The 24,140-nt window shown below is 66.4% G+C and carries 21 protein-coding genes; 6 read left to right on the top strand and 15 right to left on the bottom strand.

The genetic code is table 11. The annotated features are described in order from the left end of the window. Positions 1 to 86 precede the first annotated feature (86 nt). A complete protein-coding gene (locus tag J2T07_RS18555; RefSeq protein ID WP_306852135.1) occupies positions 87 to 1,118 on the top strand; it encodes an energy transducer TonB in 1,032 nt (343 codons plus the stop codon). 35 nt (positions 1,119 to 1,153) lie between these two features. Here the strand turns inward: J2T07_RS18555 and J2T07_RS18550 are convergent, their stop codons facing one another. Next, a complete protein-coding gene (locus tag J2T07_RS18550; protein WP_306852133.1) occupies positions 1,154 to 2,503 on the bottom strand; it encodes a serine hydrolase domain-containing protein in 1,350 nt (449 codons plus the stop codon). Positions 2,504 to 2,688: 185 nt separating this feature from the next. Between J2T07_RS18550 and J2T07_RS18545 the strand changes: the two genes are divergently transcribed. Continuing rightward, on the top strand, positions 2,689 to 3,966 hold the full coding sequence (locus J2T07_RS18545; protein ID WP_306852131.1) for an NTP/NDP exchange transporter: 1,278 nt from the start codon (positions 2,689 to 2,691) through the stop codon (positions 3,964 to 3,966). On the opposite strand, the gene J2T07_RS18540 is transcribed toward J2T07_RS18545, so the two are convergent. From J2T07_RS18540 to mtgA, 3 genes are all read right to left on the bottom strand, one after another. Next, a complete protein-coding gene (locus J2T07_RS18540) occupies positions 3,963 to 4,391 on the bottom strand; it encodes a CBS domain-containing protein (protein WP_306852129.1) in 429 nt (142 codons plus the stop codon). The genes J2T07_RS18545 and J2T07_RS18540 overlap by 4 nt on opposite strands. A gap of 78 nt (positions 4,392 to 4,469) precedes the next feature. Beyond that, a complete protein-coding gene (locus J2T07_RS18535; RefSeq protein WP_306852126.1) occupies positions 4,470 to 5,414 on the bottom strand; it encodes a glycosyltransferase family 2 protein in 945 nt (314 codons plus the stop codon). Positions 5,415 to 5,422: 8 nt separating this feature from the next. Beyond that, on the bottom strand, positions 5,423 to 6,163 hold the full coding sequence (mtgA, locus tag J2T07_RS18530) for a monofunctional biosynthetic peptidoglycan transglycosylase (protein WP_306852124.1): 741 nt from the start codon (positions 6,161 to 6,163) through the stop codon (positions 5,423 to 5,425). 106 nt (positions 6,164 to 6,269) lie between these two features. On the opposite strand from mtgA, the gene J2T07_RS18525 reads away from it, so the two are divergent. After that, positions 6,270 to 7,190 (top strand): Hsp33 family molecular chaperone HslO, encoded by a 921-nt coding sequence (locus J2T07_RS18525; RefSeq protein ID WP_306852121.1) that lies wholly within the window; start codon positions 6,270 to 6,272, stop codon positions 7,188 to 7,190. Between the two features lie 6 nt (positions 7,191 to 7,196). On the opposite strand, the gene J2T07_RS18520 is transcribed toward J2T07_RS18525, so the two are convergent. Next, positions 7,197 to 10,091 carry a bifunctional diguanylate cyclase/phosphodiesterase gene (locus tag J2T07_RS18520; RefSeq protein ID WP_306852118.1) on the bottom strand — a complete coding sequence of 965 codons (2,895 nt, stop codon included), beginning with the start codon at positions 10,089 to 10,091 and terminating at the stop codon, positions 7,197 to 7,199. A 261-nt stretch (positions 10,092 to 10,352) separates the two neighbouring features. Here J2T07_RS18520 and J2T07_RS18515 point away from each other — a divergent pair, with 261 nt between their 5' ends. Further along, the gene (locus tag J2T07_RS18515; RefSeq protein WP_306852113.1) at positions 10,353 to 11,306 is read left to right on the top strand and encodes a hypothetical protein; all 954 of its coding nucleotides are present in this window, start codon (positions 10,353 to 10,355) and stop codon (positions 11,304 to 11,306) included. 58 nt (positions 11,307 to 11,364) lie between these two features. Here the strand turns inward: J2T07_RS18515 and J2T07_RS18510 are convergent, their stop codons facing one another. The 5 genes from J2T07_RS18510 to J2T07_RS18490 form a co-directional block, all read right to left on the bottom strand. Further along, positions 11,365 to 12,273 (bottom strand): DUF4097 family beta strand repeat-containing protein, encoded by a 909-nt coding sequence (locus tag J2T07_RS18510; RefSeq protein ID WP_306852111.1) that lies wholly within the window; start codon positions 12,271 to 12,273, stop codon positions 11,365 to 11,367. Between the two features lie 24 nt (positions 12,274 to 12,297). Further along, positions 12,298 to 12,717, bottom strand: a complete 420-nt coding sequence (locus J2T07_RS18505) for a hypothetical protein (RefSeq protein ID WP_306852108.1) — start codon at positions 12,715 to 12,717, stop codon at positions 12,298 to 12,300. After that, complete coding sequence (locus tag J2T07_RS18500; protein ID WP_430539377.1) at positions 12,714 to 13,301, bottom strand: RNA polymerase sigma factor; 588 nt, start codon at positions 13,299 to 13,301, stop codon at positions 12,714 to 12,716. The genes J2T07_RS18505 and J2T07_RS18500 overlap by 4 nt, the downstream gene beginning before the upstream one ends. A gap of 154 nt (positions 13,302 to 13,455) precedes the next feature. Then, positions 13,456 to 15,249 (bottom strand): phosphoenolpyruvate carboxykinase (GTP), encoded by a 1,794-nt coding sequence (locus tag J2T07_RS18495; RefSeq protein WP_306852105.1) that lies wholly within the window; start codon positions 15,247 to 15,249, stop codon positions 13,456 to 13,458. Between the two features lie 98 nt (positions 15,250 to 15,347). Then, complete coding sequence (locus J2T07_RS18490) at positions 15,348 to 15,938, bottom strand: TetR/AcrR family transcriptional regulator (protein ID WP_306852103.1); 591 nt, start codon at positions 15,936 to 15,938, stop codon at positions 15,348 to 15,350. A gap of 139 nt (positions 15,939 to 16,077) precedes the next feature. On the opposite strand from J2T07_RS18490, the gene J2T07_RS18485 reads away from it, so the two are divergent. Together J2T07_RS18485 and J2T07_RS18480 are read left to right on the top strand one after the other, a co-directional pair. Next, positions 16,078 to 16,956 (top strand): alpha/beta fold hydrolase, encoded by an 879-nt coding sequence (locus J2T07_RS18485; protein ID WP_306852100.1) that lies wholly within the window; start codon positions 16,078 to 16,080, stop codon positions 16,954 to 16,956. Between the two features lie 54 nt (positions 16,957 to 17,010). Continuing rightward, complete coding sequence (locus J2T07_RS18480; protein WP_306852097.1) at positions 17,011 to 19,482, top strand: acyl-CoA dehydrogenase; 2,472 nt, start codon at positions 17,011 to 17,013, stop codon at positions 19,480 to 19,482. Between the two features lie 291 nt (positions 19,483 to 19,773). On the opposite strand, the gene ptsP is transcribed toward J2T07_RS18480, so the two are convergent. The 5 genes from ptsP to hprK are packed head-to-tail and all read right to left on the bottom strand — an operon-like array spanning position 19,774 to position 24,104. Next, positions 19,774 to 21,528 (bottom strand): phosphoenolpyruvate--protein phosphotransferase, encoded by a 1,755-nt coding sequence (gene ptsP / locus J2T07_RS18475; protein WP_306852094.1) that lies wholly within the window; start codon positions 21,526 to 21,528, stop codon positions 19,774 to 19,776. Positions 21,529 to 21,560: 32 nt separating this feature from the next. Continuing rightward, complete coding sequence (locus J2T07_RS18470) at positions 21,561 to 21,830, bottom strand: HPr family phosphocarrier protein (RefSeq protein WP_306852091.1); 270 nt, start codon at positions 21,828 to 21,830, stop codon at positions 21,561 to 21,563. Next, a complete protein-coding gene (locus J2T07_RS18465; protein ID WP_306852089.1) occupies positions 21,823 to 22,215 on the bottom strand; it encodes a PTS sugar transporter subunit IIA in 393 nt (130 codons plus the stop codon). The genes J2T07_RS18470 and J2T07_RS18465 overlap by 8 nt, the downstream gene beginning before the upstream one ends. Before the next feature lie 37 nt (positions 22,216 to 22,252). After that, positions 22,253 to 23,134: an RNase adapter RapZ gene (gene rapZ / locus J2T07_RS18460; protein ID WP_306852194.1), complete on the bottom strand. Its 882-nt coding sequence runs from the start codon at positions 23,132 to 23,134 to the stop codon at positions 22,253 to 22,255. Between the two features lie 19 nt (positions 23,135 to 23,153). Next, complete coding sequence (gene hprK / locus J2T07_RS18455) at positions 23,154 to 24,104, bottom strand: HPr(Ser) kinase/phosphatase (RefSeq protein ID WP_306852087.1); 951 nt, start codon at positions 24,102 to 24,104, stop codon at positions 23,154 to 23,156. Between the last annotated feature and the right edge of the window lie 36 nt (positions 24,105 to 24,140).

Here is a 24,140-nt window from a genome sequence, read left to right as displayed (position 1 = left end):
CGCCACATCGCGCTGCGGAGGACGGGGGGTTCTCCGCGTCAAGCCATCAGGGGGCGCGCGCCTTGCGGAGTCCGTTCTGTAACGCCATGGATAACCGTCATCGCTTTTCCGCGCGCTCGCGAGCCCGCGGCGCCATCAATCCCGTCACCCTCGCCGTCATCGCCATCGTGCTGGCGCTCGCGGTCGCGGCCTGGTTCCTGATCATCAAGCCTTACCGCGATGCGGCCACAGGTACATCGCCGGTACCCACCACATCGCAAAAGGCAGCGGCCACCCGCGAGACGCCTCCTGCGAACGTGGACGCGCTCAGCGTCGACCAGCTGCTGGCCGAGGCGCGCACCGCGATGAACGAGCAGCGGCTCGTCGCCCCGGCAGGCAACAATGCCTTCGAGTTCTACATGAAGGTGCTGCAAAAGCAGCCGGGGAATCCGGTGGCCGCGGATGCGCTGCGGGAGACGTTCTCCTACGGTGCCGCCGCCACGGAGCAGACGATCAATCAGCGCGACTTCAACGAGGCACAGCGGGAAATCGATCTCCTGGCCAAGGCCGACCCCGAGAACTACACGTTGACGATCCTTCGCTCCAAGCTCGACGCCCAGCGCAAGACGCTGGACCGCGAACAGCAACAGGCGGTGGATGCGCAGAAAGCCCAGCTTGCCCAGCAGAATGCCGCCGCGGCCGCGAAGCTCCAGGCGGAGCAGGCGGCTGCCGCCGAAGCGCAGCGCCAGCAGGCGGCTCGCGAGCAGGCGGCACGTGTGGCCCAGCAATCGCAGGCAGCGAGCCCCACGGCCGCCACGCGTCCGGCCGCTGCGGCGCCACGCGCACCCGCCGCGGACGCCGACGCCATCAGCGACGCCGTCCTCATCCGCCAGGTCAGTCCGCGCTATCCCACCGCCGCCATGCGTGCGAACCAGGAAGGCTGGGTGGACGTCGAACTGACGGTGGGCACCGACGGCACGGTGACCAATGTCGCCGTGGTCGACGCGCAACCCAAGCACGTCTTCGACCGCTCGGCGATCGATGCCGTCAGCCGCTGGGAATACAAGCCGGCCACGCGCAACGGCGAACCGATGACCGTGACGCTAAGGCGGCGGTTGCAGTTCAACCTCGGCAGGTGACGACAGATCCAGCCACGGCCAGTGCCGCGGCTGGATCAATCGGGTTTCTTCTTCCTGGCCGGCGTTTTCGCCGCGCTCTTTTTCGCCGGTGTCCTGGTGGCGGCCTTCGCGCGTGACTTCACCGGCGCCTTCGCGGCTTTCGCCACCGGTGCGGTGTGCGCCGAGCCCTCCACGCCGGCCCAGTCCACATGCGGCAGGCCGAGCAGGCTGTCGAACACCATCGGCATGAGGCCGGCCGGGATGGGCCCCGCACCGTTCCACATCGTCACGACGCCCGCGTGGTACTTCGGGAAGAAACCGATCATGGTGCGGTAACCCGACACGGCGCCCGCGTGGTAGATGAGGTCCTCGTTGGCGTACTTGAACACGCGCCAGCCAAGCGCATAGTGCGCGTCGGTCACGCGTGCCCGGCGCCAGGGCAGGGAGCGTTCTTCCGAAGGCGTCGACACCTCTGGTGCGTGCAGCACGTCGAGCAATGGCGTGGGCAGCACGTCGGGGCGTCCCCCCATCTGCGCCATCAGCCATTGCTCCATGTCGCGCAGGCTGGCATTCACGCCCGCTGCGGGAGCGACACGGTAGTAGCTGTCGTTGGGTTCGTAGGGAATCCAGTTGTGCGGTCCGCCGCGATGCGGGCGGGCCCAGCTCTTGCTTGCCTCGAGCGCGTCACGGCCGTAGCTGGCGGTGGTCATTCCCAGCGGCGCGAAGATGCGGCGCTCCACCTGGCGAAAGAAATAATCGCCCGTCACCGCGTAGACCACGTCGCCGATCATGCTGAACGCCACGTTCTGGTATCCGTAGCATTCGCCGACCTTGCAGGAGAGGTCGACCTCGTCGAGCTTGCGCACCAGTTCCTCATAGGGGGCGTCCGCCTCGAGCATGGCGTCGTAGGTGTTGCGCGGCAGGCCCAGGCGCTGGCCGAGGATGTCCCGCACGGTCGCCTGCTGGGCGGCCTGCATATCCTTTAGCTTGAAGTAGGGAATCGTGTCGATGAGCTTGGTGTCCCAGCTCAGGAACCCTCCGCGGACCAGGACGGCCGTGACGCCGGTGGCGAACGCCTTCGACAGGGAGGCGAGGCGGAACACCGTTTCCGGAGTGGCCGGTTCCTTGGTCTTCGCGTTGGCGTAACCGATGGCGCGTTCGTATACGACCTTGTCGTCGACGATCACGGCGGTGACGATGGCGGGGGCGGCATCGCGGGCCTCCGCGGCATCCAGCCACTGCTTGTAGTTTTCGACGGTTGCCTTGACCCGTTCCGCCGGCAGCCGGGCGGCTTCGGGGTCGACATGGACGACGGGCGGCTTCGGCGGCGGCGCGGCAAGCGCGAAGGGGGCGGCAACGGCGCAGGCGAAAGCGCAGGCGAGCAGGGATGCGGAACGGAACGACATGCTTTTCTCGCGGGGTCGAGGCGTGGGGACACGCCGCGGATATGGGGACGCCGGGGTGGCCCGGGCATCGTTCCCGGCATTGTCTTTTACTTCCTCGTCCGCGACAACGATGGGGTCTTGACGACGCTGAACGGAACGCCTCGCCATGCTAGGCTTCACCGACCCCACCGGACACGCCGGCCATCGTGAACGCTCGTCCGCACGCCGCCCGGAGCAAGGGAACCACCCTGGCGCTCTCGGTCATCGCCTTCTTCCTGGTGCTGACTTCCTACTACGTCCTGCGACCGGTACGCGACCAGCTCGTCGGTGCCGCTGGCTCGTCGTCGCTGCCGATGTTCTACGCCATCGTCTTCGTCGTGATGCTGGCGCTGACACCCGTGTTCGGCTGGCTCGTCGCGCGCTTTCCACGCAAGCAGATGCTCTTGGGCAGCTACCTGTCCTTCATCGTCTGCCTGGTGGCCTTCGTCCCTGCCTTCGCAGCCCAGGACCGGATAGGCGCGGTGGTGCTGGGGCGGGTGTTCTTCGTCTGGGTGAGCGTCTTCAACCTGTTCGTCGTCTCGCTCTTCTGGAGCGTCATGGCGGACGTGTACCGGAGCATACAGGCGCGCCTGGTCTTTCCGTTCATCGCTTTCGGTGGCATGGCCGGGGCGCTGGTAGGCCCTTTGCTCACCCGCTCGCTGGTGCTGCGGCTGGGTGTGCCGTCGATGCTCGTGGTGTCGGCAGCCACCTTGCTGCTGGCGCTAGGGGCACTCCTCGCGCTGCCCACGGACCAGGCGGGTAACGATCGTAGCGGTGGCGCGCCCTTGGGCGGCTCGATCCTGCAGGGCGCCAAGGCGGCGTTCTCACAGCCCTTCCTGCGCTACATGACCCTGCTGATGCTGCTGAGCGATGGCATCGCCACGATGGCGTACGCGTTGATGGCCGACTACACGAAGGCCCACTTCGCGGACAATGCGGCACGTACCGCGTTCTACGCCGACCTCGACCTGTGGATCAACGGCTTCGGTGCCTTGCTGCAACTCACCCTCACGCCACTGCTGATGCGCGGCTTCGGCCCGCTCTGGGCGCTGGTGCTGCCCTCCGTGGTGAACTTCGGGTTGCTCCTGATGCTGACCCTGCACGGCCCTTCGGACGCGGTGCTCTTTGGCGTCGCCGTGCCGCTGATCGTCATCGTGCAGGTGGTGACACGCGGGATGACCTACGGCATGACCAAGCCCGCTTCGGATGCCTTGTACACGCGTATGCCCCGCGAGGCGCGCTACAAGGGCAAGAACTTCATCGAGACGGCGGTATGGCGTTTCGGCGACCTGCTGATCACCAGCGGGCTCAACGGCCTGCATGCCGTGGGCGTGGGCATCGCGGGCATAGGCCTGATCGGTTCGGCGCTGGCCGCCGTCGCCACCGAGGTGGCCCGGCGCGCCGCCACCTCGCCGGACCTCGAGCCGGAGTCGAAGGACACCTAGCCGACGATGTAGCTCTCGAGCTGGTTGATCGTTTCCTTCTGCTCCGAGATGGTGGCCTTCACCAGGTCGCCGATGGACACCATGCCCACCACGCGGCCGCCGTCCAGCACGGGCAAATGGCGCAGGCGGCCATCGGTGCACAGGCGCATGCACTCGTCGACGGAAGCGTCCGGCGCGACCGTCACCACACTGGTCGTCATGATGTCGGCCACGGGCGTGTCGCGCGAGGAACGATCCTTGAGGATGACCTTCCGGGCGTAGTCGCGCTCGGAAACGATGCCGACCAGTTCGCTTCCCCTGATCACCGCCAGCGCGCCGACGTTCTTCTCGGCCATCTGCTGGATCGCTTCATAGACCGGCGCCTCCGGTGCGACGGCGAATACCGCCGTGCCCTTCGTCGCCAGGAGATGCTTGACCTGCTGCATGCTCGACTCCCCGGATGGACGCGGCGCCTGCCGCTCGGGCTCCAGTCTACTGCCGCCGCGGGCCGGCCAGGGTAACGATCAGGTGAAGGGCGGACGGCCTCCGCGGCGCGATTCCACGTAGTAGAGCGGGCGGCGCTTGGACTCCGAATAGGTGCGGCCTACGTATTCCCCGATGACGCCCAGTGCGAGCAACTGGGCGCCGCCGAGGAACAGAATCACCACCATCAGCGTGGGGTAGCCCCGGACCGGATCGCCCCAGATCAGGACCTTCAGCAACACCCACAGGCCATAGAGGAAGGCCAGGCCGGCGGCGGAGACGCCCAGCCACGTCGCGATGCGCAGGGGCGCCGTCGAGAACGATGTGATGCCTTCGACGGCGAGGTTGGTCAGCCGCCAGTAGTTCCACTTGGTGCTGCCGGCATAGCGCGCGTCGCGGTGGTAGGTGACGGCCGCCTGCCGATAGCCGATCCAGGCGAACAGGCCCTTCATGAAGCGCTGGCGCTCGCGGAGTTCACGCAGGGCCTCCACGGCGCGCCGCGACAACAGGCGGAAATCCCCGGTGTCCCTTGGCAGGGGTGTGTCGGAGACACGCTCCATCACACGGTAGAACGCGGCAGAAGTGAATTTCTTCGTGCGCGTCTCACCATCGCGTTCGCCGCGCGTCGCATAGACCACGTCGTTGCCTTCGCGCCAGCGCTCGATCAGCGCGGGGATGACCTCGGGTGGATCTTGCAGGTCCGCGTCGATGACGACCACGGCGTCGGCATCGACGTGGTCGAGGCCGGCCGTCAAGGCGGCTTCCTTGCCGAAGTTGCGTGACAGCCGCATGGCTTCCACGCGTGGATCCCGGTCGGCCAGCGCGCACAGGCGCGCCCATGTCTCGTCCTGGCTGCCGTCGTCGACGTAGACGATGTGTGCGGTCGCGTCGATGGCGTCAAGGACGGCGCCCAGGCGGCTATGGAAGCTGTCGATCACCTGTGCTTCGTTATAGGCGGGAACGACGATGGCGAGGGAGAAAGGCATGTGCGGTCTCAGCGGACACGGCCGGCGACGGGGGCCGGGCGAGTGAGGTAGGCAGGGCCGCCGAGCTGGCCCATTTGCTGGGCGATCCATGCCGTCCGCCGCTGCATGTACGCACTGGGTGCGTCGACACGGAAGCGGCGCGGATTCGGCAATACGGCGGCGAGTCGCGCGGCTTGGACCACGCCAAGGCGGTCGGGCGTGGTGTGAAAGAAGGCGTCGCTCGCCGCGCCGACGCCGTAGACGCCGTTACCGAGCTCGACGATGTTCATGTAGACCTCGAGGATGCGCCGCTTCGGCCACAACGCTTCGATCAGTACGGTGAAATAGGCCTCCATGCCCTTGCGCACGAAGCTGCGCCCATTCCAGAGGAACAGGTTCTTGGCCACCTGCTGGCTGATGGTGCTGGCGCCGCGCAGGCGCTTGCCTTCATCGGCGGCATCGATCGCGTCCTGGATCGCGTCGACGTCGAATCCGTGGTGGAACGGGAACTTCTGGTCCTCGGCCGCCACCATCGCGATGCCGACCTGCGCCGAAATGCGATCCCACGGAACCCAGCGATGGCGGTAGGCGAAATCCTTCTCGCCACCGATCAGTGCCTCCACGCGGCGCTCCATGATCATCGCGCTGGTCCATGGGGGCACGAAGCGCAGGACCAGCACCACCAGGCACGACAACGCCAGCCACGAGACGAGCAACAGGCCCACGAGGCGGGCGATCCGGCGGAACGGTGAACGGGGCGTCGGACTCATGGCGGCGCGGTGACGAAGGATGGCGCAGTATAAGGGCCTGGACCTTCACGGGCTTGCCGGCGCTCCAGCGAGTCCCCATCTTCCGTCGGATCACCAGGAGACCGCCGTGACCGATTCGATCGTCGAAACCCTTGCGTCCGAAGACGTGTTGCACCGCTTCATGCTGGAGAAGGCGGGCGTGCGTGGTGTACTGGTACGCCTCGGCGCCAGCTGGCACGAGATCGCCTCGCGTGCCGACTACCCGGCCGCCTTGCGCGACACGTTGGGCCAGGCCGTGGCCGCCAGCGCGCTGCTCACGGGCAACATCAAGTTCGAGGGATCCCTCTCCCTGGAATTCAAGAGCCAGGGGCCGCTGCACCTGCTCTTCGCCGAATGCAGCGACAAGGGCCGTCTGCGCGGCCTCGCACGATACGACACCAAGGCCTTGCCCGCGCGACTCGCACTCGGTGGCCTGCCCGAGGCGATGCTCGCCATCACCATCGGGCACGCTGAGCGGGGCCGTTACCAGGGCGTCGTGGAACTGGACGACACGGAGTCGATCGGCCAGGCGCTGGAAAACTACTTCGAACGCTCGGAGCAGCTTCCCGCACGTATCCTGCTCGCCGCCAATGGCCAGCACGCCGTCGGCCTGATGTTGCAGCCCGTGCCGGGAGAGGGCGGCCACAGCGCCGCCGAGGACGACGACGAGGCATGGTCGCGCGTGGGCCATCTCACGGCTACCCTCAGTGCCAGTGAAATGCTCGCCACGCGGCCGGAGGAACTGCTGTACCGTCTCTACCACGAGGAATCGGTGCGCCTCTACGAGCCGAAGCCGCTGGCTTTCGGCTGCACCTGTTCGCAAGAGCGCGTGGAGGGCATGCTACGTGCGCTCGGGCGCCAGGAGGTCGAAGCCACGCTGGACGACCGCGACGGCGAGATCGAGGTGATCTGCGAGTTCTGCGCCACGCGCTACACGTTCGACCGCGTGGATGCCGAGCGCCTGCTCACCCAGGTGGAAACGCCGCCATCGCCCTCGACGCTGCAGTAAGCGGGGTCAGGCGTCCAGCGACAGCGGCGAGCCCAGCCACTTGCTGGCCGGGGCTGGCTGGGCGAAGAGGAAGCCCTGGCCGAAACGGCAGCCGATCCGGCGCAGGGCGCGCATCTGCGATTCCGTCTCGATGCCTTCCGCGATCACCTGCATGCGCAGCGAATCGGCCAGGGCCTGGATCGCCCGGACCACCGCCGTGCTGTGCGCCTCGCTGTCTTCGGCGGGCAGTTCGATGACGAACGAGCGATCGATCTTCAGCGTCTCGATCGGATACTGGTGCAGGTAGCTGAGTGACGAATAGCCGGTACCGAAATCGTCCAGTGCGATGCCCACGCCGTGGTCGCGCAGGTTCTCGAGGATGCGCTTCACCTGGGCCGGGTTCTCCAGCAGCGCGCGCTCGGTCACTTCCACGCGGATGGAGCGGGCCGGTACCTTGTGCTCGATGAGCAGGTCGAGCAGGCGCTGGTCCAGGTCCGGCGAACGGAAGTGACTGCCCGACACATTGATGCTGATGAAGCCTTCGTCGCCCACCAGTGCGCGGGCCTGGCGTGCCACCTGCTCGAAAATCTGCCAGTCGATCGCCTCGGAGCAGCCGGTATCCTCGGCCACGGAGAGAAATTCGCCCGGCGATAGCAAGCCACGCTCGGGGTGGCGCCAGCGCAGCAGCGCTTCGTAGCCGACCACGCGGTGGTCTTCCAGGTCCACGATGGGCTGGTAGAACGGCACGAACTCATTGCGGGTGAGCGCCCGGCGCAAGTCGCCCTCCAGTTCCAGCAACGAAAGCGCTTCGCGGCGCAGACGGTCGTCGAACACCGCGGCACGATGCCGGCCTTCATCTTTCGCCCTGTACATGGCCGAATCGGCGTCGCGGAGCAGTTCCTCCGGCCGGGTGTATTCGGGCGTGGGCAGGGCGATGCCGATGGATGCCGACGTGAAGATCTCTTTCGCGCCAAGCCGGAACGGGGTCTGCAACTGGGCGATGATGCGTTCGGCGATATGCGTCGCGGACTGTGGGTCGACGATGCCCTCGACGAGCACGGCGAACTCGTCGCCACCAAGGCGTGCTACGACATCGCGAGTCTTCAGGCAGGCGCGGATACGACCGCCCACCTGGAACAGGAGATCGTCGCCGACAAGGTGACCGACCGAATCGTTGATGACCTTGAACCGGTCGAGGTCGATGAAGAGCACCGCGAACAGGTCGGCGGGGTTCTCACGGTAGTGGTTCAGCGCCTGCTCGAGCCGCTGCAGCAACAAGGTGCGATTGGGCAGGCCGGTGAGCGAGTCGTGCAGGGTCTCGTACTTGAGGCGGCGCTCGACGCGCTCGCGCTCGGCGATCTGCTCGCGCAGGTCGCGGTTGGCCAGGGCCAGCGCACGCGTACGCTCGGTCACCCGACGCTCGAGGCTGGCGTAGGCCTGCTTCAGCGATTCGGTGGTGTACTTGCGCTGCAACGCGTTGGCAATGTGGTAACTGACGAAGGTCAGCAATTCCTGGTCGCGCGCGCTGTAGGTGTGCTCGGGTGTGTAGCTCTGCACGGCCAGCACGCCCATCGACTTCTCGTTCCAGATCAGGGGTACGCCCAGCCAGTGCAGGGAACGCGCGCCGCTCGGGGAGAGCACGTGGTCGCGGTTGAGGCGGTCGATCTCCTCGCGGTCGGCGAGCAAGGCCTTGCCGTTGCGCAGCACGAATTCGGTCAGGCCGCGGCCCAGCTCGCGCGGTTCGCGCACGCCATCCAGTTCGTCGACCGAATAGGGGAAGGTCAGCTTGTTCTGGTCTTCCGAGAGCAACGCGATGTAGAAGTTGCGCGCATACAGCAGGCCGCCGATGACCCTGTGCACGGCGGCGTAGAAGTTCTCGATGCTGTCGGACGTGTTGGCCAGTTCCGCGATGCGGAACAACGCCGCTTGCAGGCGTTCGCCACGCTGGCGTTGCAAGACCTGCTGGCGCAGCACGCGGTTGGCTTCGCGCAGGGCAGCCGTTCGCGTCGTGACGCGGCGCTCCAGTTCTTCGTGGGCCTGCCGGCGCTCGAGTGCGGTCTGCACGTGCTGGGCCACGTAGGTGAGCAGCTCGCGGTCGTTTTCCGTGTAGTGCGTGTCGTCACGGTAGCTCTGTACGACCAGGGCACCGACGACGTCTTCGCCGCGCTTCATCGGCACGCCCAGCCAGTCATCGCTGGGCGGCCCGATAGGTACGCGCGGACCGGGCAGGTTCTTCTCCAGTTCGCTGCTGGCCCCCATCATCGAACGGCCGGTCTGCAACACGTTCCAGGTGAGGGTGTTCTCGATGGCCTCGATGGTGCGGACGCCTTCGGGATCGGGAATGTCCTGGTCTTCCGTATCGACGAAATACGGGAAACGCACCGTGCGGTTCTGTGCGTCGTAAAGGACGATGAAGAAGTTCTCTGCATACATGAGGCTGCCCACGATGCCGTGCAACGCACTCATCATGTCCTTCATGTTGTGCTCGGCGCCGGCCTGCTCGGCGATCGCGTACAGCGCACGCTGGAGCCGCTCGGCGAGAGCGAGGCGGGAGATCGCCTCGTAGAGGTTGGCTGTTTCGGCGAGCTGGCGCAGGCGCGCCGAGGCGAGCCTGCCAAGCCAGGCGAGCATGTCGCCTCCGGCGGACATGTCGGCGTCGCTGGTCACGATTTCGAGGATCCGCTCGCTCTGGGGATCGATGGCCAGCTCGAGCACCCCTGGCGCGGCCACCTCGCTACTTGCCACGGGTCGCCAGGCCACCTTCGCCTCCGGCAGCATGCACTGGACGAAGGCCTCGCACTCCGCACGCACGGCCTCCGAGTCCGCAGCGCGCAGCAACCTCTCCACGGCGTCCTGCAACGGCTCTACCTCGCCGTGACCAGGCGCCTGCAGGGTCGGGCTGTGGGATGGAGCGAAAGTCATCGCCTGACGAGGTTCCGGTCGTGGTCGGGTCAGTCTATATGTGTTAACGCGGCCGTGCGATGGGCGTGAAAGCCAATCTCACGGGGCCTGCGCCTGGGCGCCCCGAATCTCCCCTTGTCGTGATAAACGGCAGCTAATCCTAATCCTGAAGGGGGTCTCCCCGGGGTGTTAGTAAAAAGTAAAATGGTTTAAACTCGGATCGTTCCCGTCAGGCTGAGGCGGGACCTCGGGGAATCTCAGCCGCTGCCGATAAAGACCACGATGCGCAGATCCTTACTCACCATGCTTCTGTTCATGCCGCTTGCCGCGGCAGGACAGGTCGCGCCGGTGGGTTCGGACGCCACCGCGTCCCAACTGCTGGGCCAGCAACCGGCCTCGTCCGCCCGTCCGGACCAGGGCAGCCTGCCATTGTGGCGCGCCCCGGATGGCCGCACGCTGTCCCTCCAGTCCGATGACCGAGCCGATCAGACCAAGCCTCTGGCCCTGCGGCCGGTGGATTCGGGTTCCTTCCTTTCCAGCGGCCTGCAATACGACCTGGGGCCCCGCGTCCAGGCCCACGCCAGCGTCAGTGGCCAGGGCTGGATCAACTCGGTGGAATCCTGCAGTATCTCGGCAGGCCATAGCGACCGCTGCAGCGCCCCGGGTGCACCTCCGCGCATCGTTGGCAGCGAAGTAGGCGCGACCTTCCGCGGGACGGGTTACAGCGTGGGCGTCGGGGTCGGTTCCAGCCGTCCGACTGGCACGGGCGCGGCCTTGCCTCGCGTGGTGCCAGGTCTCGCGACCGCTTCGGGGTTGCCGCTCAGCGCGCTGTCTTCCAGCACCGAATTGAATGCCCATGGCCGTGTCGACCTGGGTGCACGGAGTGGAATCGACCTGGGCGCGAGCATCGGCCGGATTCGCCTGCTGCCAGGCAATCTCCTCGGCATCGGCACGGTGGACCAGAAGGCGCTGAGTTTCGGCGTCGACCGCGGTCCCTTGTCGGGTTCGATCACCGGGCGCACGATGCAGCCGGAAGCCAATGCCGTGAACGGTATCAACCCGGACCGTCGTTGGAGCGCGATCGACCTCGGCGTGACCTGGCGTCTGCCCTGGCGCGGTGAACTGTCCGTCGGCGCACAGAACGTGTGGTCGTCGGGGAATGCGCCGAGCAGCTCGGCGGGTCCGGAGCCGGACCAGTCGCGTACGCCCTACGTGCAGTACCACCAGGATCTTTAAGGGCGGAATCGCCTCACCCTGAAAGAAGGAAGCCGCCCCAGGGGCGGCTTCTTCGTTTTCAGCGCCCCGCCCCGCGGACGCGGACGTCGCCACTGAACGATTCGACGTGGATAAAGGCGTCACCACCACCAATGGTGGTTTTCAGTTCCTTGCCCGGGCCGTCGTCGCCACGCGAGGGGTTGCCCCAGTCGCTGCGCAGGTCGCCGCTGAAGGTGGAGGCTTCGAGCCGCGCCGACGCGTCGGCTGGCAACTGGAGTTGCACGTCGCCGCTCATGGAATCGACATCGAGCTTGCCGCCGCGTGCCGGCGCCCCGCTGACCTGGGTGTCGCCGGACACTGTGCTGAAACTGGCTTCCTTCCAGGGGCCGCCGCCGATGGTCATGCGGCCCGAGACCGTCTGGGCTTCGATCTTCTCACCGACGTTCGGTGCCGTGATGTCACCGGACACGGTCTGCAGCTCGGCTTCCCCCGCACGGCCAGCGAGGTCGATCGTGCCACTCACCGTTTGCATGCTGACGCGGGGCGAGCGCAGGTTCGCACGGATGCGTCCGCTAACCGATTCGACATCGATCTTGCCGCCATCCAGACCGTCGATGCTGACCGGCGCACTGACCACGTTGATATGGACTTCCACGGCTCTCGGCACACGCACATTGAGGATGGTCGGCTGCATGCGCGAGTCGTTGCCCCAGCTGAACCAGTTGCCTTTCTTCTCGTCGCCCTCGACGCGAATCTCCACATTGTGGTCGTCGCCTTCCAGTTCGAGCGGGCGGGCGCCGTCGCCGAGGCTGCCGGAGACCTGCACCTGGTTCTTGTCCCAGGCGGTGACGGTGACTTCACCCTTGACGTTTTCGATGCTGATCTTCGCGTTGGGGCGGATATCTTTCGACAGGTTGATCGGCGTCGAGGCAAGGGCCTCGCCGATCGAAAGCGCCAGCAGCAGGGGAGTGAGATAGAGCGTTTTCATGGTTAGTGTCCTGGCTGTTCGCGTTTAGCCGGCTTGCTTTTCGAGGTTGCGCAGACGGTCGCGCTGGCGTTCGGTGCGCAGCAGCAGGCGCTGCAACGCGGCTGAATCGGGGGAATCCTGCATGGCCTGCGTGAGTTCCATGCGTGCGGCGTCGAGTTCGACCGCCGCGCCGGAGAGACGCGGATCGGAAGGCTTCCAGGCAGACCCGGCGGCCATGCGGGCACTGTCGTCGGGGGAGACCAGGTGCAGTCCGAGGCCGCCACCGAGTACGGCCACGCCGGCGATGGCCGCGGCCATCAGCCAGGGACGCGCCCGCCGGTGTCGTACCGCGGAAGCGCCCGGGGCCTCGTCGAGACGGGCTTCGATACCGGCCCACAGGTCGCGATGGGGCACGACCGGACGGTTGAGGGAGCGCATCTGGCGCAGGTAGTCGAGTTCGTTCATGGTTTATCTCCCAGCGCGCGGCGGAGGAGTCCGCGCGCACGGTGCAACTGCGCTTTCGAGGAGCCCACCGCCATCGAAAGCTCGACGGCGATCTCCTCGTGTTTCCAACCTTCCACGTCGTGAAGCACGAGGACGGCACGGGCCCGCGGCGGCAAGCACGCGATGGCCTTTTCCAGTTCGCCGCGCTCGAACGCACGGACGGGATTGTCGATGTCGGTGATCTCCGGCAGGTGCTCGTCGTCGACGATGCTGACCGGGTCGGCGTTGCGGGCGCGTATGGACATCAGCGCCACGTTGACCGCCAGCCGATACACCCACGTGCCGAACGCGCTTTCGAAACGGAAACCGTCGAGCTTCTGCCAGGCGCGGACGAAGGCTTCCTGGGTCAGGTCCTCCGCACGCGCGTGATCGAAGCCCGCCAGGCGTAGCACCGCACCGTACACGCGGTCGGCGTGGCGCCGGTAAAGGGTTTCGAAGGCCTTGCGGTCGCCGGCCACGGCCGCGCGCACGGTGTCGTCGTCCGACGTGGCGGCGGGCAGCTCAGGCTGCATGAAGGACGTGGCGGCGATGCATAGGGCGTTCATCTTGCCAGCTTGGATGCGGGCAAGGGAGAAACGGTTTAACGAGAAGGGGCGGTCCCGCTAAGGAGGAAAGGCAGGCCCGGCCTTTGTGGGAGCCGCTTCAGCGGCGATACGGCCCGCCCCAAGGCTTGGGGGAGAGGGCCGTATCGCCGGCAGGTCAGGCCACGTGCGCCGCGCGCTTTCCCGCGTAGGCGGCATCGAGTGCCTTGCTGACGCGTTCGCGCTCGGCCTTCAGCCGCTCCGGCATGCGTTCGCCGAAGCCGTCGAGGTACAGGCCGATGGCGCGCAGTTCTTCCTGCCAGCCTTCGACATCGACGTGCAGGAGTTCCTCGAGCTTGCCCGGAGCCAGGGAAAGCCCGTCGGTACGCAGCTCGCCCTTCGCGGGCACGGTGCCGATCGGCGTGTCCACGCCCTTGGCCAACCCTTCGACGCGCTGGATCATCCAGTCCAGCACCCGCAGGTTCTCGCCGTAGCCTGGCCACATGAACCGGCCGTCGGCGTCCTTCCGGAACCAGTTCACGTGGAAGATCCGCGGCAGCTTCGCCCCGGGTTTGTCGAACGACAGCCAATGGGCGAAGTAGTCGGCGAAGTTATAGCCGCAGAACGGCTTCATCGCCATGGAATCGCGGCGAAGCACACCGACGGCTCCGGTCGCGGCGGCGGTGGTCTCCGAACCCATGGCCGCACCCACGAGCACACCGTGCGCCCAGTCCTTCGCTTCGAAGACCAAGGGTACCAACGACGGGCGGCGGCCACCGAAGACGATCGCCGAGATGGGCACGCCGGCGGCTTCTTCCGACTCGGGTGCCCAGCTCGGGCATTGCTGCGCGCTGACGGTGAAGCGCGAATTCGGATGCGCGGCGGGACCGTTGGCCGTGTCGTACGGACGGCCCTGCCAGTCCATTACCGGCTCACCTTCGCCAAGGCCTTCCCACCAGGGACGGCTGTCGGCGGTCAACGCCACATTGGTGAAGATCGCATCGTGGCCGAGCGTTTCCAGCGCGGTGGGGTTGGTGCTCGCGCTGGTACCGGGGGCCACGCCGAAATAGCCGGCCTCGGGATTGATCGCCCACAGGCGTCCGTCCTTTCCTGGGGTCATCCAGCAGATGTCGTCACCCACGGTCCAGACTTTCCAGCCCGCCTTGCGGTAGCCCTCGGTGGGAATGAGCATGGCGAGGTTGGTCTTGCCGCATGCCGACGGGAACGCCGCGGCGATGTAGTGCTTTTCGCCCTGCGGATTCTGGATCCCGACGATGAGCATGTGCTCGGCGAGCCATCCTTCGCGACGCGCCTGGTAGCTTGCGATGCGCAGCGCATGGCATTTCTTGCCGAGCAGCGCATTGCCACCATAGCCCGAGCCGATCGACTTGATCGAGAGTTCCTCGGGGAAATGCATGATGAAACGGCGTTCCGGGTCGAGGTCACCCGTGGAGTGCAAGCCCTTCACGAACTGGCCTTCGCGCTCGATGCGGGCGAGCGCCGGCGTGCCCATGCGCGTCATGATGCGCATGTTGGCCACCACGTAGGGGCTGTCGGTGATCTCGACGCCGCAGCGCGCGAGCGGCGAATCGATCGGGCCCATGCAATACGGGATCACATACATCGTGCGGCCGCGCATGGCACCGGCGAACAGAGCGTCGATCTTCGCGTGCGCATCGGCTGGAGCCATCCAGTGATTGTTCGGGCCGGCGTCCTCCTCGTCCGGTGTGCACACGAACGTCAGGTGCTCCACGCGCGCGACATCCGAAGGGTGTGAGCGATGCAGGTAGCTGCGGGGGTTGCTCTCCGCGTTGAGCGGGAGGAGGTCGCCACTGGATAGCATCGTCTGGACGAGTTCGGCGTACTCCGCTTCCGAGCCATCGCACCAGTGAACGGAGGCGGGCTCCGTCAACGCGGCGACCTCGTCGACCCATCGATTCAATGCTTCCAGTGAACTGCCGTGCGATCGCATCCTTGGTGGTCTCCAGTTAAACGCAAGCGGAGACAGTAGTTTGCGTGGCCTGGTATTGGCAAGGCACGGCGCAGCAAAAGCGCGCGTGCCATTCAGGATCAGTCGGTGGATCGCGCCGGAGTGAGCGTGGCGATCATGTGTTCGACGTAGGCGTCGAACTCCTCGTGGCTGAGGCGGGGCAGGCCGAGGGTGAAGTTCAACTGCAGGAACCCGACGTACGCCGCGTAGGTGAGGCGTGCGCGGTGCAGGGCGACGACCGGCTCCAGGCCCGCTTCCTGGTAGAGCCGCGTGAGGAACTCCATGCGCCGCTGCGAGACGCGCGACATCACCGGCACCACCTGTGGGTGGTCGAGTGCCTTGAGCAAGGCGGCATACACGCGATGCGGCTGCAATTCGTGCGCGACACGGCGAAACAGTTCCGGGAAGCGCTTCAGCGGGTCGGGGATGCGTTCGATCTCCGCCAGCACCTCGCGTTCGCCGTATTCTTCCCAGCGCTCGAGTGAAGCCTGGAGCAGGGCTTCGCGGGTGCGGAAATGCCAGTAGAAGCTACCCTTGGTGACGCCGAGGCGCCTCGCCAGGGCTTCGACCGCGAGGGCGCCGACACCTTGCTCGGCGATGAGGGCTAGTGCGCCGTCTTCCCAATCTTCGGCGGAGAGGCGGACTCGTTCGTTCTTGGCACCGTCGTTCATCGACGCATGGTAACGGAGACGCGGCGGTTTGCAATTGGGAGGCGTCGAATATGTTGCATAAGACCTTGACTTGCCAGCCGTTACATGACCGTACGCTGGCGTATTGACGCACCCCGTCGCGGGTTACATACTCAACCGTATGGTAGCCATCCCGTCCCCTGTCCATTCGGCTCGCGCCAGCCTCGTCTCGTTCGATGGCGTCGCGCTGGCCACCCAGCACTGGCGCGGCGAGCGCTTGCCGCCGCTGCTGTTCGCGCACGGCTTCGGCCAGACCCGCCATGCATGGAACGGCGCGGCGCGGGCCCTGGCGGCCCAGGGATTCGACGCCACCACGTTCGATGCGCGCGGCCATGGTGAAAGCGAACGCGTGCCACGTGGCGATTACCACATGGAGCAGTTCGTGGCCGACCTGCTGGCAGTGGCGGACAGCGCTCCGTCGGCGGATGGCCGCGCCCCGGTGCTGGTCGGCGCATCCATGGGTGGCCTGCTCGGCTTGCTGGCCGCGGGTGAGGCGGAAGAGGGCAGGGAACCCTTCTCGGCCCTGGTCCTGGTCGACATCACACCACGGTGGGAAACCGCCGGCGTGGAACGTATCCTCGGTTTCATGCGCGCGCATCCGAATGGTTTCGCGAATTACGACGAGGCCGCCTCGGCGATCGAGGCGTATCTGCCGCATCGGCGCGAACGCAAGACCGAAGCCCAGTTGAAACCCTTGCTCCGTCAGGACGACGACGGGCGCCTACGCTGGCACTGGGACCCCGCGCTCCTCGATGGTCCGATCCAGCAGAGCGAGCGTTACCAGCCGCGACTGTTCGCGGCCGCCGCACGGGTGAAGGTGCCGGTGTTGCTGCTGTCCGGCACACGCAGCGACGTTGTCTCCAGTCACACCGTCGACGAATTCCTCCGCCTCGTGCCGCATGCGCGCCACGTGGCCTTGCCCGACGCCACGCACATGGTGGCGGGCGATGCGAACGACGCGTTCACCCGCGAGATCGCTGCGTTCCTTGAAACCCTTTGATCCACCGCTCCACGAAACACGTAGCAACGACCCGACTGTGACGAGGTGATACCGATGTCTGCGATCCTAGTTGTGCTGGCGGCGCTCATCGCCTCCGGTGCCTGTGCCTACCACCGCACGTCCCTGAAGACGTGGGCCGTCGCGACGGCGGCGACGATCCTCGTCGTGGGTTTCCTCGCCGGCGCGCTGGCGACCACCGTCGTGCTCCTCATCCTGCTCGCGGTCGTGGCGGTGCCACTGCTGATGGTCGACTTCCGCCGGAAGAAGATCAGCGCGCCGCTGCTGTCGATGTTCGCCAAGGTGACGCCGAAGCTCTCCGACACGGAGCAGACCGCGCTGGAGGCCGGCACGGTCGGTTTCGAGGGCGAACTGTTCTCGGGCAAGCCGGACTGGTCGCAGCTGCTTCGCCAGCCGAAGCCGGAGCTCTCGGTCGAAGAGCAGGCCTTCCTCGACGGTCCCGTCGAAGAGCTCTGCGCCATGATCGACGACTGGCAGATCACCCACGAACTGGCCGACCTGCCGCCGAACGTCTGGGAGTTCATCAAGAAGAACAAGTTCTTCGGCATGATCATTCCGAAGAGTTACGGCGGTCTCGGCTTCTCCGCGTTGGCCCATTCGGCGGTGCTGCAGAAACTGTCCAGCATGTCGCAGACACTGGCTTCCACCGTCGCCGTGCCGAACTCGCTCGGGCCGGGTGAGCTGCTGATGCACTACGGCAGCGACGAGCAGAAGAACCACTTCCTGCCGAGGTTGGCGGATGGGCGTGAAATTCCCTGCTTCGCGTTGACGGGTCCGTACGCCGGCTCGGATGCCACGTCGATTCCCGATTTCGGCATCGTCACCAAGGGCATGTGGAACGGCGAGGAAACGGTCGGTATCCGCCTGACGTTCGACAAGCGCTACATCACGCTGGCGCCGGTCGCCACGATCGTCGGCTTGGCGTTCCGCATGTACGACCCGGACAAGCTGCTCGGCGACAAGGAAGACCTGGGCATCACCCTGGCGCTGCTTCCGCGCGAGACGCCGGGAATGCAGATCGGCCGCCGTCACTTTCCGCTCAATACGCCGTTCCAGAATGGCCCGGTCCACGCCAAGGACATGTTCGTGCCGTTGTCGGTGCTGATCGGCGGTCCGCACATGGCTGGCCAGGGCTGGCGGATGCTGGTCGAGTGCCTCTCGGTCGGCCGCGCGATCTCGCTGCCGTCGAACGCCACCGGCGCATCGCGCATGGCGGTGGCCGCCACCGGTGCCTACGCCCGCATGCGCAAGCAGTTCGGCCTGGCGATCGGCCGCTTCGAGGGCGTGGAGGAAGCGCTGGCTCGCATCGGCGGTCTCACCTATGCCACGCAGGCGCTGTCACGCGCCACTGCCGCCGCGGTCGATCGCGGCGAGAAGCCGGCGGTGCCTTCGGCCATCGCCAAGTACCACGCCACGGAGTGGTGCCGCCAGATCGCGTCGGATGCGATGGACATCCACGGCGGCAAGGGCGTGATCCTGGGTCCCAAGAACTACATGGGGCGAGGCTGGCAGAGCGTGCCGATCGCCATCACGGTGGAAGGCGCGAACATCATGACGCGCAGCCTGATGATCTTCGGCCAGGGCGCGATCCGCTGCCATCCTTACGTGCTGAAGGAAATGCAGGCGCTGAACATCGTCGACTACCGCGAGCGCCTCACCACCTTCGACAAGGCGTTGTTCGGCCACATCGGCTTTGGCTTCTCCAATGCGGTGCGCAGCTTCGTCCTCGGCATCACCGCAGCGAAGATCGGTGACACCGCCGGCGATGCCTATACCCGCCGCTTCTACCGCAAACTCAACCGCTACTCCGCGGCCTTGGCGTTGTGCGCCGATGTGTCGATGGGCGTGCTGGGCGGCAAGCTGAAGTTCAAGGAGAAGCTCTCGGCCCGCCTCGGCGACACGCTTTCCTACCTGTACATCGCCAGCGCGATGCTCAAGCGTTACGAGGACACCGGCCGTCCCGAAGCGGATCGTCCGCTGTTGGCCTGGGCCTTCCATGAGTGCGTGTGGAAGATGCAGATGGCGCTGGACGGCGTGATCCGCAACTTCCCGGTCCGTCCCGTGGCCTGGCTGTTGCGTGCGCTGGTGTTCCCGTTCGGCCGCCGCGAAGTGCCGCCGTCGGACCGCCTGGGCCGCCGCGTCGCCGCGCTGATCACGGCGCCGAACGAAGCCCGCGATCGCCTCACCACGTGGAGCTACCTCACTCCGACGGCGAACAACACGGTGGGCCGCATGAACGCGATCCTGCCGGACGTCATCGCCGCGGAGCCGGTGGAACGCAAGTTCCTCAAGGCGTTCAAGGGCGGCCAGCTGCGTTCGCATACATACAACGAGCAGCTGGCGGAAGCCGAGAAGCTCGGTGCCATCACGCCCGCCGAACGTGAGCTGCTGCAGCGCGTCCGCGACGGCGTTGCCGAATTCATCTCGGTGGACGACTTCGACAGCGAGGAACTGCGGGCGAACGTGGTGCGCAACGCGGAGGCCATGAAGCCGGTACGCGCCGCGTAATTGGTGCGCACCGTTGGAAGATGAAAAGGCCGCGAGCGATCGCGGCCTTTTTTTGCTGTTTGGTGTAACCCAAACCTCTTGCTTGGTGGTACCCGAGCTTTTGACGGTGGGAGCCGAACCTTTTGCTGGTGGACGCCGCTCTGGTGGGAGCCGACCTTGTCGGCGATCCCGCGGCAGCGGGCCAGGTTGCGGCAAGCACCCCATCGCCGACAGGGTCGGCTCCCACCTCAGGTGGTTCTCACAGGAAGCAGCTTCCCACCAAGCAGCTCCCGCCAAGCGGCTTCCCAGCTATCAGGTTTCGGCGCAGCCGTCTTGCAGGGCTACGACTTCGAGCAGCCGTGCCTCCACTTCGTCCCGCGAATGCGCACGGAACAGACGCGGCGCCGCACGGCGGAGGGCGCCGCAGTCGAGCTGGGTGAGTCGATCGCGGACCTGCAGGAGCTGGCCCGGATGCATGCTGAATTCTTCCAGTCCCATGGCCAGGAGCAGGGCGGTGAACTGGGTATCCCCCGCGATTTCACCGCACAGGCTTACCGGTTTCTTCGCCCGGCGCGCGCTGGCGATCACGTGCGCGATCAGGCGCAGGAACGCGGGTTGCAGGGGGTCGTATATGCCTTCGAGCGCATCGTTGTTGCGATCGGCGGCGAGCACGTATTGGGCGAGATCGTTCGTGCCGATGGCGAGGAAGTCGGCTTTCTCCAGGATCGAGGTGACACCGATCGCGGCGGCCGGTACTTCGATCATGGCGCCGACATCGAGTCGCTCCGGGAGCTCTTGGCCAGCCCTTGCAAGGTCTTCGCGTGCCTTCTTGATCAGGCGGCGCACGTCGGTCATCTCGCCGAGGTGGGTGATCATCGGAACCAGGATCCGCACCGGCCCATAGCAGGCCGCGCGCAGGATCGCGCGCAGCTGCACGCTGAAGATGTCCGGATAGCGCAGGGAGAGACGGATGCCGCGGACGCCCAGCGCGGGATTGTCCTCGCCGCGGATGGCCAGCCCGGCGGCGTCCGCCTTGTCGGCGCCGAGGTCGAGCGTACGGATGGTGACGGGCAGGCCACCCATGCCGAGCACGACGTCCCGATAGGCGGCGAACTGCTCGTCTTCGGAGGGCAGGCCCCGCTGGCGCAGGAACAGGAATTCCGAACGATAGAGGCCGACGCCATCCGCTCCGCGCGAGCGGGCGAGCGTCACGTCGCCGGCCAGTTCCGCGTTCGCGAAGAGGCGCACATGGGCGCCGTCTTTCGTGAGCGTGGGAGCCGTTGCCAGTGCGGCGAGCCGGCGGCCTTCGGCGGCCGCCTGCCGTTGCCATTGGCGATAGCGCGCGAGGTCTTGCGCGGTGGGGTGGACGATGACCTCGCCGTGCTCGGCGTCGATGAGCACCAGGTCGTCGTCGTTGACGGTCGCAAGGGCGTCGCGGGTGCCGACGAGCATCGGCAGGTTGAAGCTGCGCGCGAGGATCGCGCTGTGGGAGTAGATGCTGCCCGCGCTGGCGATGACGCCGAGCATGCCTTGCCCGGCCATGGCGGCCATGTCGGCCGGCGCGATCGTGTCGCTGACGACGATCTCGCCGACCCGGGCGGCGAGTTTCCGCTCCTCGCGGCTGGACTGCTGATTGAGCGCGGACATGACGCGGCCGATGACCTGGTCGATGTCTTCGCCGCGACTCTTGAGGTAGGGGTCGTTCATCGCGTCGAACACCGCCGCGAGGCGGTCGCGTTGCATCTTCAGCGCGGCACTGGCGGTGTAGTGGCCCACGGTGACGAGTTCGTCGAGACCACGCAGCAGTTCCTCGTCATCGAGCAGCAGGCTATGCGCATCGATGAAGTCGCCGACTTCGCGGGCAAGGGCGCCGTGAAGCTTGCCGCGCAACTCATGGAGTTCGGTGCGGGCGGTGTCGAGGGCCTGGTGCAGGCGTTCGACCTCGGGCCCGATCTCCTTGTCCTCGAGCATCCGCATGTCCACGGCGAGGATGTTCGGCTGGACCAGGCGCGCCCGGCCGAGGGCCATGCCCCGCGCGGCCGGCGTGCCGGTCAACACGATTCTCATGCGGCCCTCGTTCTGCGCGCGTGGTTCATGCTTCAGGCACCCTCGTCGAACTTGCGGTCGAACAGGTCGATGACGGAGGCAAGGGCGGCTTCTTCGTCCGTTCCCTCGGCGCGCACAGTCAGCGCGGTGCCCATGCCGGCGGCCAGCATCATGACGCCCATGATGCTTTGCGCGTTCACTTCGCGCCCCTTGCTGACGAGCCAGACCGTCGATTTGAAACCTGAAACCAGCTGGACGAGCTTGGCTGATGCGCGCGCGTGCAGGCCCAGCCGATTGGATACCACGATGTCTCGTTCAAGCATGGTCGATGAATATCCCTCCGCGGCCCCCGCTGGCCGCGATCTCGGCCAGTTCGGGCAACGATTTTTCCGAATAATTGAGAACCCGCAGCAGCATGGGCAGGTTGAGTCCCGAGACGCAGCGCAGGTGGACGCCGAGTTCACTCAGGGACAGGCCGATATTGCAGGGCGTGGCGCCGTAAAGGTCGGCCAGGACGAGCACGCCGTCGCCGTGGTCGAGGTCGCGGGCGTGCTTTGCCGTGAGCGTGCGCATGACGTCCGGGTCCGCGCTGGGCGGTACCTCGACAGCGTCGATGTCCAGCGGCAGCTTTGGCATGACGTGCCGCGCCGCTGAAATCAGCGCCTTGCCGACGGCTTCGTGGGTCATGAGGAGGACGCCGACGCTCATCGCCCGGTGTCTCGTGATGGCTTGGGCTGGATCATGATCACTCGAGCTCGCGATGGAAAGTCAGTACGTTGCCGCGTTCCGAGCGGAAGTGCTGGGCCAGTTTCTCCACCAGGTATACCGAACGATGACGACCGCCGGTACAGCCGATGGAGACCGTGACATAGCTTCGATCCTCGCCCTCGAAGCGCGGCAACCAGGTGTCGAGCCAGCGGGCGACGTCGGCATAGTATTCGCCCACCAGGGGGTTCGCGTCGAGGAATTCCCGGACGGGAAGGTCCTTTCCCGAGAATGGGCGCAGCCGCGGGTCCCAGTGAGGGTTGGGCAGGCAGCGCGCATCGAAGACGAAATCGGCATCGGAAGGGAGGCCACGCCGGTAGGCGAAAGACTCGAACAGCAGCGTCGTGCCGTCGGAGGCGGCGGCGTACCCGGTGGCGAACAGGCGGCGCAGCTGGTGCACGTTCAGGTCGCTGGAGTCGATGACCTTCTCGGCGATCGAGACCAGCGGGCGGAGCAGCTTTCGTTCCTGGGCGATGGAATCGGCCAGCGACAGTTTTTCGGCGGCCAGCGGATGCCGGCGTCGTGTCTCGGAATAGCGCTTGATGAGGACATCGTCGCGGCTATCGAGGAAGATCAGGTGCACATGCACGCCGGCGGAAGACAACTCCGACAGTACGTGCGGCATGCGCGAAAGGTCGACGCGGCGGTTGCGCACGTCCACACCCACGGCGATGCGCTTGCGCGGTCCATGTTCGCCCTGGCTCACGGCGGCGACCAGCTGCGGGATCAGTTCCGCCGGCATGTTGTCGACGCAATAGAACTCGAGGTCCTCCAGCGCCCGCAGGGCGACGGTCTTGCCGCCGCCGGACATGCCGGTAAGCACCACCAGGTGGATGGCATCGGGATCGACGATGGGGCTCATGACTTCGTCGCTCACGGGGTTACCACGGGGAGAAACGGCGCATCTGGTGCGCTTGGCGGTCGATGAAGGTCTGCGCGGGGTCGATACCCTTGGCCTTCAATACATGGTTGCGCACGGCGGCCTCGACAAGCACCGCCAGGTTGCGGCCCGGCGCGACGGGAATGGTGATCTTGGGCACGTCGACGTCGAGTACGTTGCGCCGGCTGACATCGCCGGTGAGACGGGTCATGGCGTCGGTTTCCTCGCCTTCGCGCAGCGGCTTGAGGTGGACGACCAGGCGCAGGTACTTCGACGGTTTCACCGCGGTATGACCGAACATCTCGCGGATGTTCAGCACGCCCAGGCCGCGCACCTCGAGGAGATCCTGCAGCAGTTCGGGGCAGGCACCGTCGATGACATCCGGGGCGATGAGGGTGAACTCGGTGGCGTCGTCGGCCACCAGGCGGTGACCGCGGCTGATCAGTTCCAGGGCCAGTTCGCTCTTGCCCGAGGCCGGCTCGCCGGTGATCAGCACGCCTATGGAGAACACTTCCAGGAACACGCCGTGCAGGGTGACCCGCGGCGCCAGGGTACGGGCCAGGTGGTACTGCAGGTAGGTGAGCAGTTCATGGCCGCGCTTGGTGCTCTGCCACAGCGGCGTGTCCGTTTCCTCGGCGACCTCGCGCAGGTCGGCCGGGATGGACTGTTCCTTGGTGACGATCAGGGCGGCGGGCTGGTAGGCGGCGATCTTGTGGATGACTTCCCAGCGCTGGCGTGAATCGAGCCCGTCGAGGAAGTTGAGTTCCTCGGTGCCGATGATCTGCACCTTGTTGGGGTAGATCACGTTGAGGTACCCGACCAGCGAGGGCCGGCGGCTCTGCTTGGCGTTGGGTTCGAGCACGCGCGATTCGCCGCGCATGCCGGCGGCCCAGCGCAAGGCCATGCGCTCGTGTACCCCGTCGAAGAGTTGTCTGGCGGTAAGCCGGTCCACGCTTGGGTCCCTTACAAGAGAAAAGCCGGCACGCGG

It is taken from the genome of Luteibacter jiangsuensis (genome assembly GCF_030812295.1).
In the GTDB taxonomy this organism is placed as follows: domain Bacteria; phylum Pseudomonadota; class Gammaproteobacteria; order Xanthomonadales; family Rhodanobacteraceae; genus Luteibacter; species Luteibacter jiangsuensis_A.
The sequence above is the reverse complement of the archived record's forward strand: the minus strand, read 5'-3'. Positions and strand labels throughout refer to the sequence as shown.

Coding starts and splice junctions, on each gene's coding strand:
- J2T07_RS18550 (WP_306852133.1), bottom strand. CDS start 2,503: ATGTCGTTCCGTTCCGCATCCCTGCTCGCCTGCGCTTTCGCCTGCGCC.
- J2T07_RS18495 (WP_306852105.1), bottom strand. CDS start 15,249: ATGCGATCGCACGGCAGTTCACTGGAAGCATTGAATCGATGGGTCGAC.
- J2T07_RS18490 (WP_306852103.1), bottom strand. CDS start 15,938: ATGAACGACGGTGCCAAGAACGAACGAGTCCGCCTCTCCGCCGAAGAT.
- J2T07_RS18465 (WP_306852089.1), bottom strand. CDS start 22,215: ATGAGCGTCGGCGTCCTCCTCATGACCCACGAAGCCGTCGGCAAGGCG.
- J2T07_RS18505 (WP_306852108.1), bottom strand. CDS start 12,717: ATGAACGAACTCGACTACCTGCGCCAGATGCGCTCCCTCAACCGTCCG.
- J2T07_RS18485 (WP_306852100.1), top strand. CDS start 16,078: ATGGTAGCCATCCCGTCCCCTGTCCATTCGGCTCGCGCCAGCCTCGTC.
- J2T07_RS18480 (WP_306852097.1), top strand. CDS start 17,011: ATGTCTGCGATCCTAGTTGTGCTGGCGGCGCTCATCGCCTCCGGTGCC.
- J2T07_RS18555 (WP_306852135.1), top strand. CDS start 87: ATGGATAACCGTCATCGCTTTTCCGCGCGCTCGCGAGCCCGCGGCGCC.
- J2T07_RS18540 (WP_306852129.1), bottom strand. CDS start 4,391: ATGCAGCAGGTCAAGCATCTCCTGGCGACGAAGGGCACGGCGGTATTC.
- rapZ (WP_306852194.1), bottom strand. CDS start 23,134: ATGAGCCCCATCGTCGATCCCGATGCCATCCACCTGGTGGTGCTTACC.
- mtgA (WP_306852124.1), bottom strand. CDS start 6,163: ATGAGTCCGACGCCCCGTTCACCGTTCCGCCGGATCGCCCGCCTCGTG.
- J2T07_RS18510 (WP_306852111.1), bottom strand. CDS start 12,273: ATGAAAACGCTCTATCTCACTCCCCTGCTGCTGGCGCTTTCGATCGGC.
- J2T07_RS18515 (WP_306852113.1), top strand. CDS start 10,353: ATGCGCAGATCCTTACTCACCATGCTTCTGTTCATGCCGCTTGCCGCG.
- J2T07_RS18470 (WP_306852091.1), bottom strand. CDS start 21,830: ATGCTTGAACGAGACATCGTGGTATCCAATCGGCTGGGCCTGCACGCG.
- J2T07_RS18535 (WP_306852126.1), bottom strand. CDS start 5,414: ATGCCTTTCTCCCTCGCCATCGTCGTTCCCGCCTATAACGAAGCACAG.
- ptsP (WP_306852094.1), bottom strand. CDS start 21,528: ATGAGAATCGTGTTGACCGGCACGCCGGCCGCGCGGGGCATGGCCCTC.
- J2T07_RS18500 (WP_430539377.1), bottom strand. CDS start 13,301: ATGAACGCCCTATGCATCGCCGCCACGTCCTTCATGCAGCCTGAGCTG.
- J2T07_RS18520 (WP_306852118.1), bottom strand. CDS start 10,091: ATGACTTTCGCTCCATCCCACAGCCCGACCCTGCAGGCGCCTGGTCAC.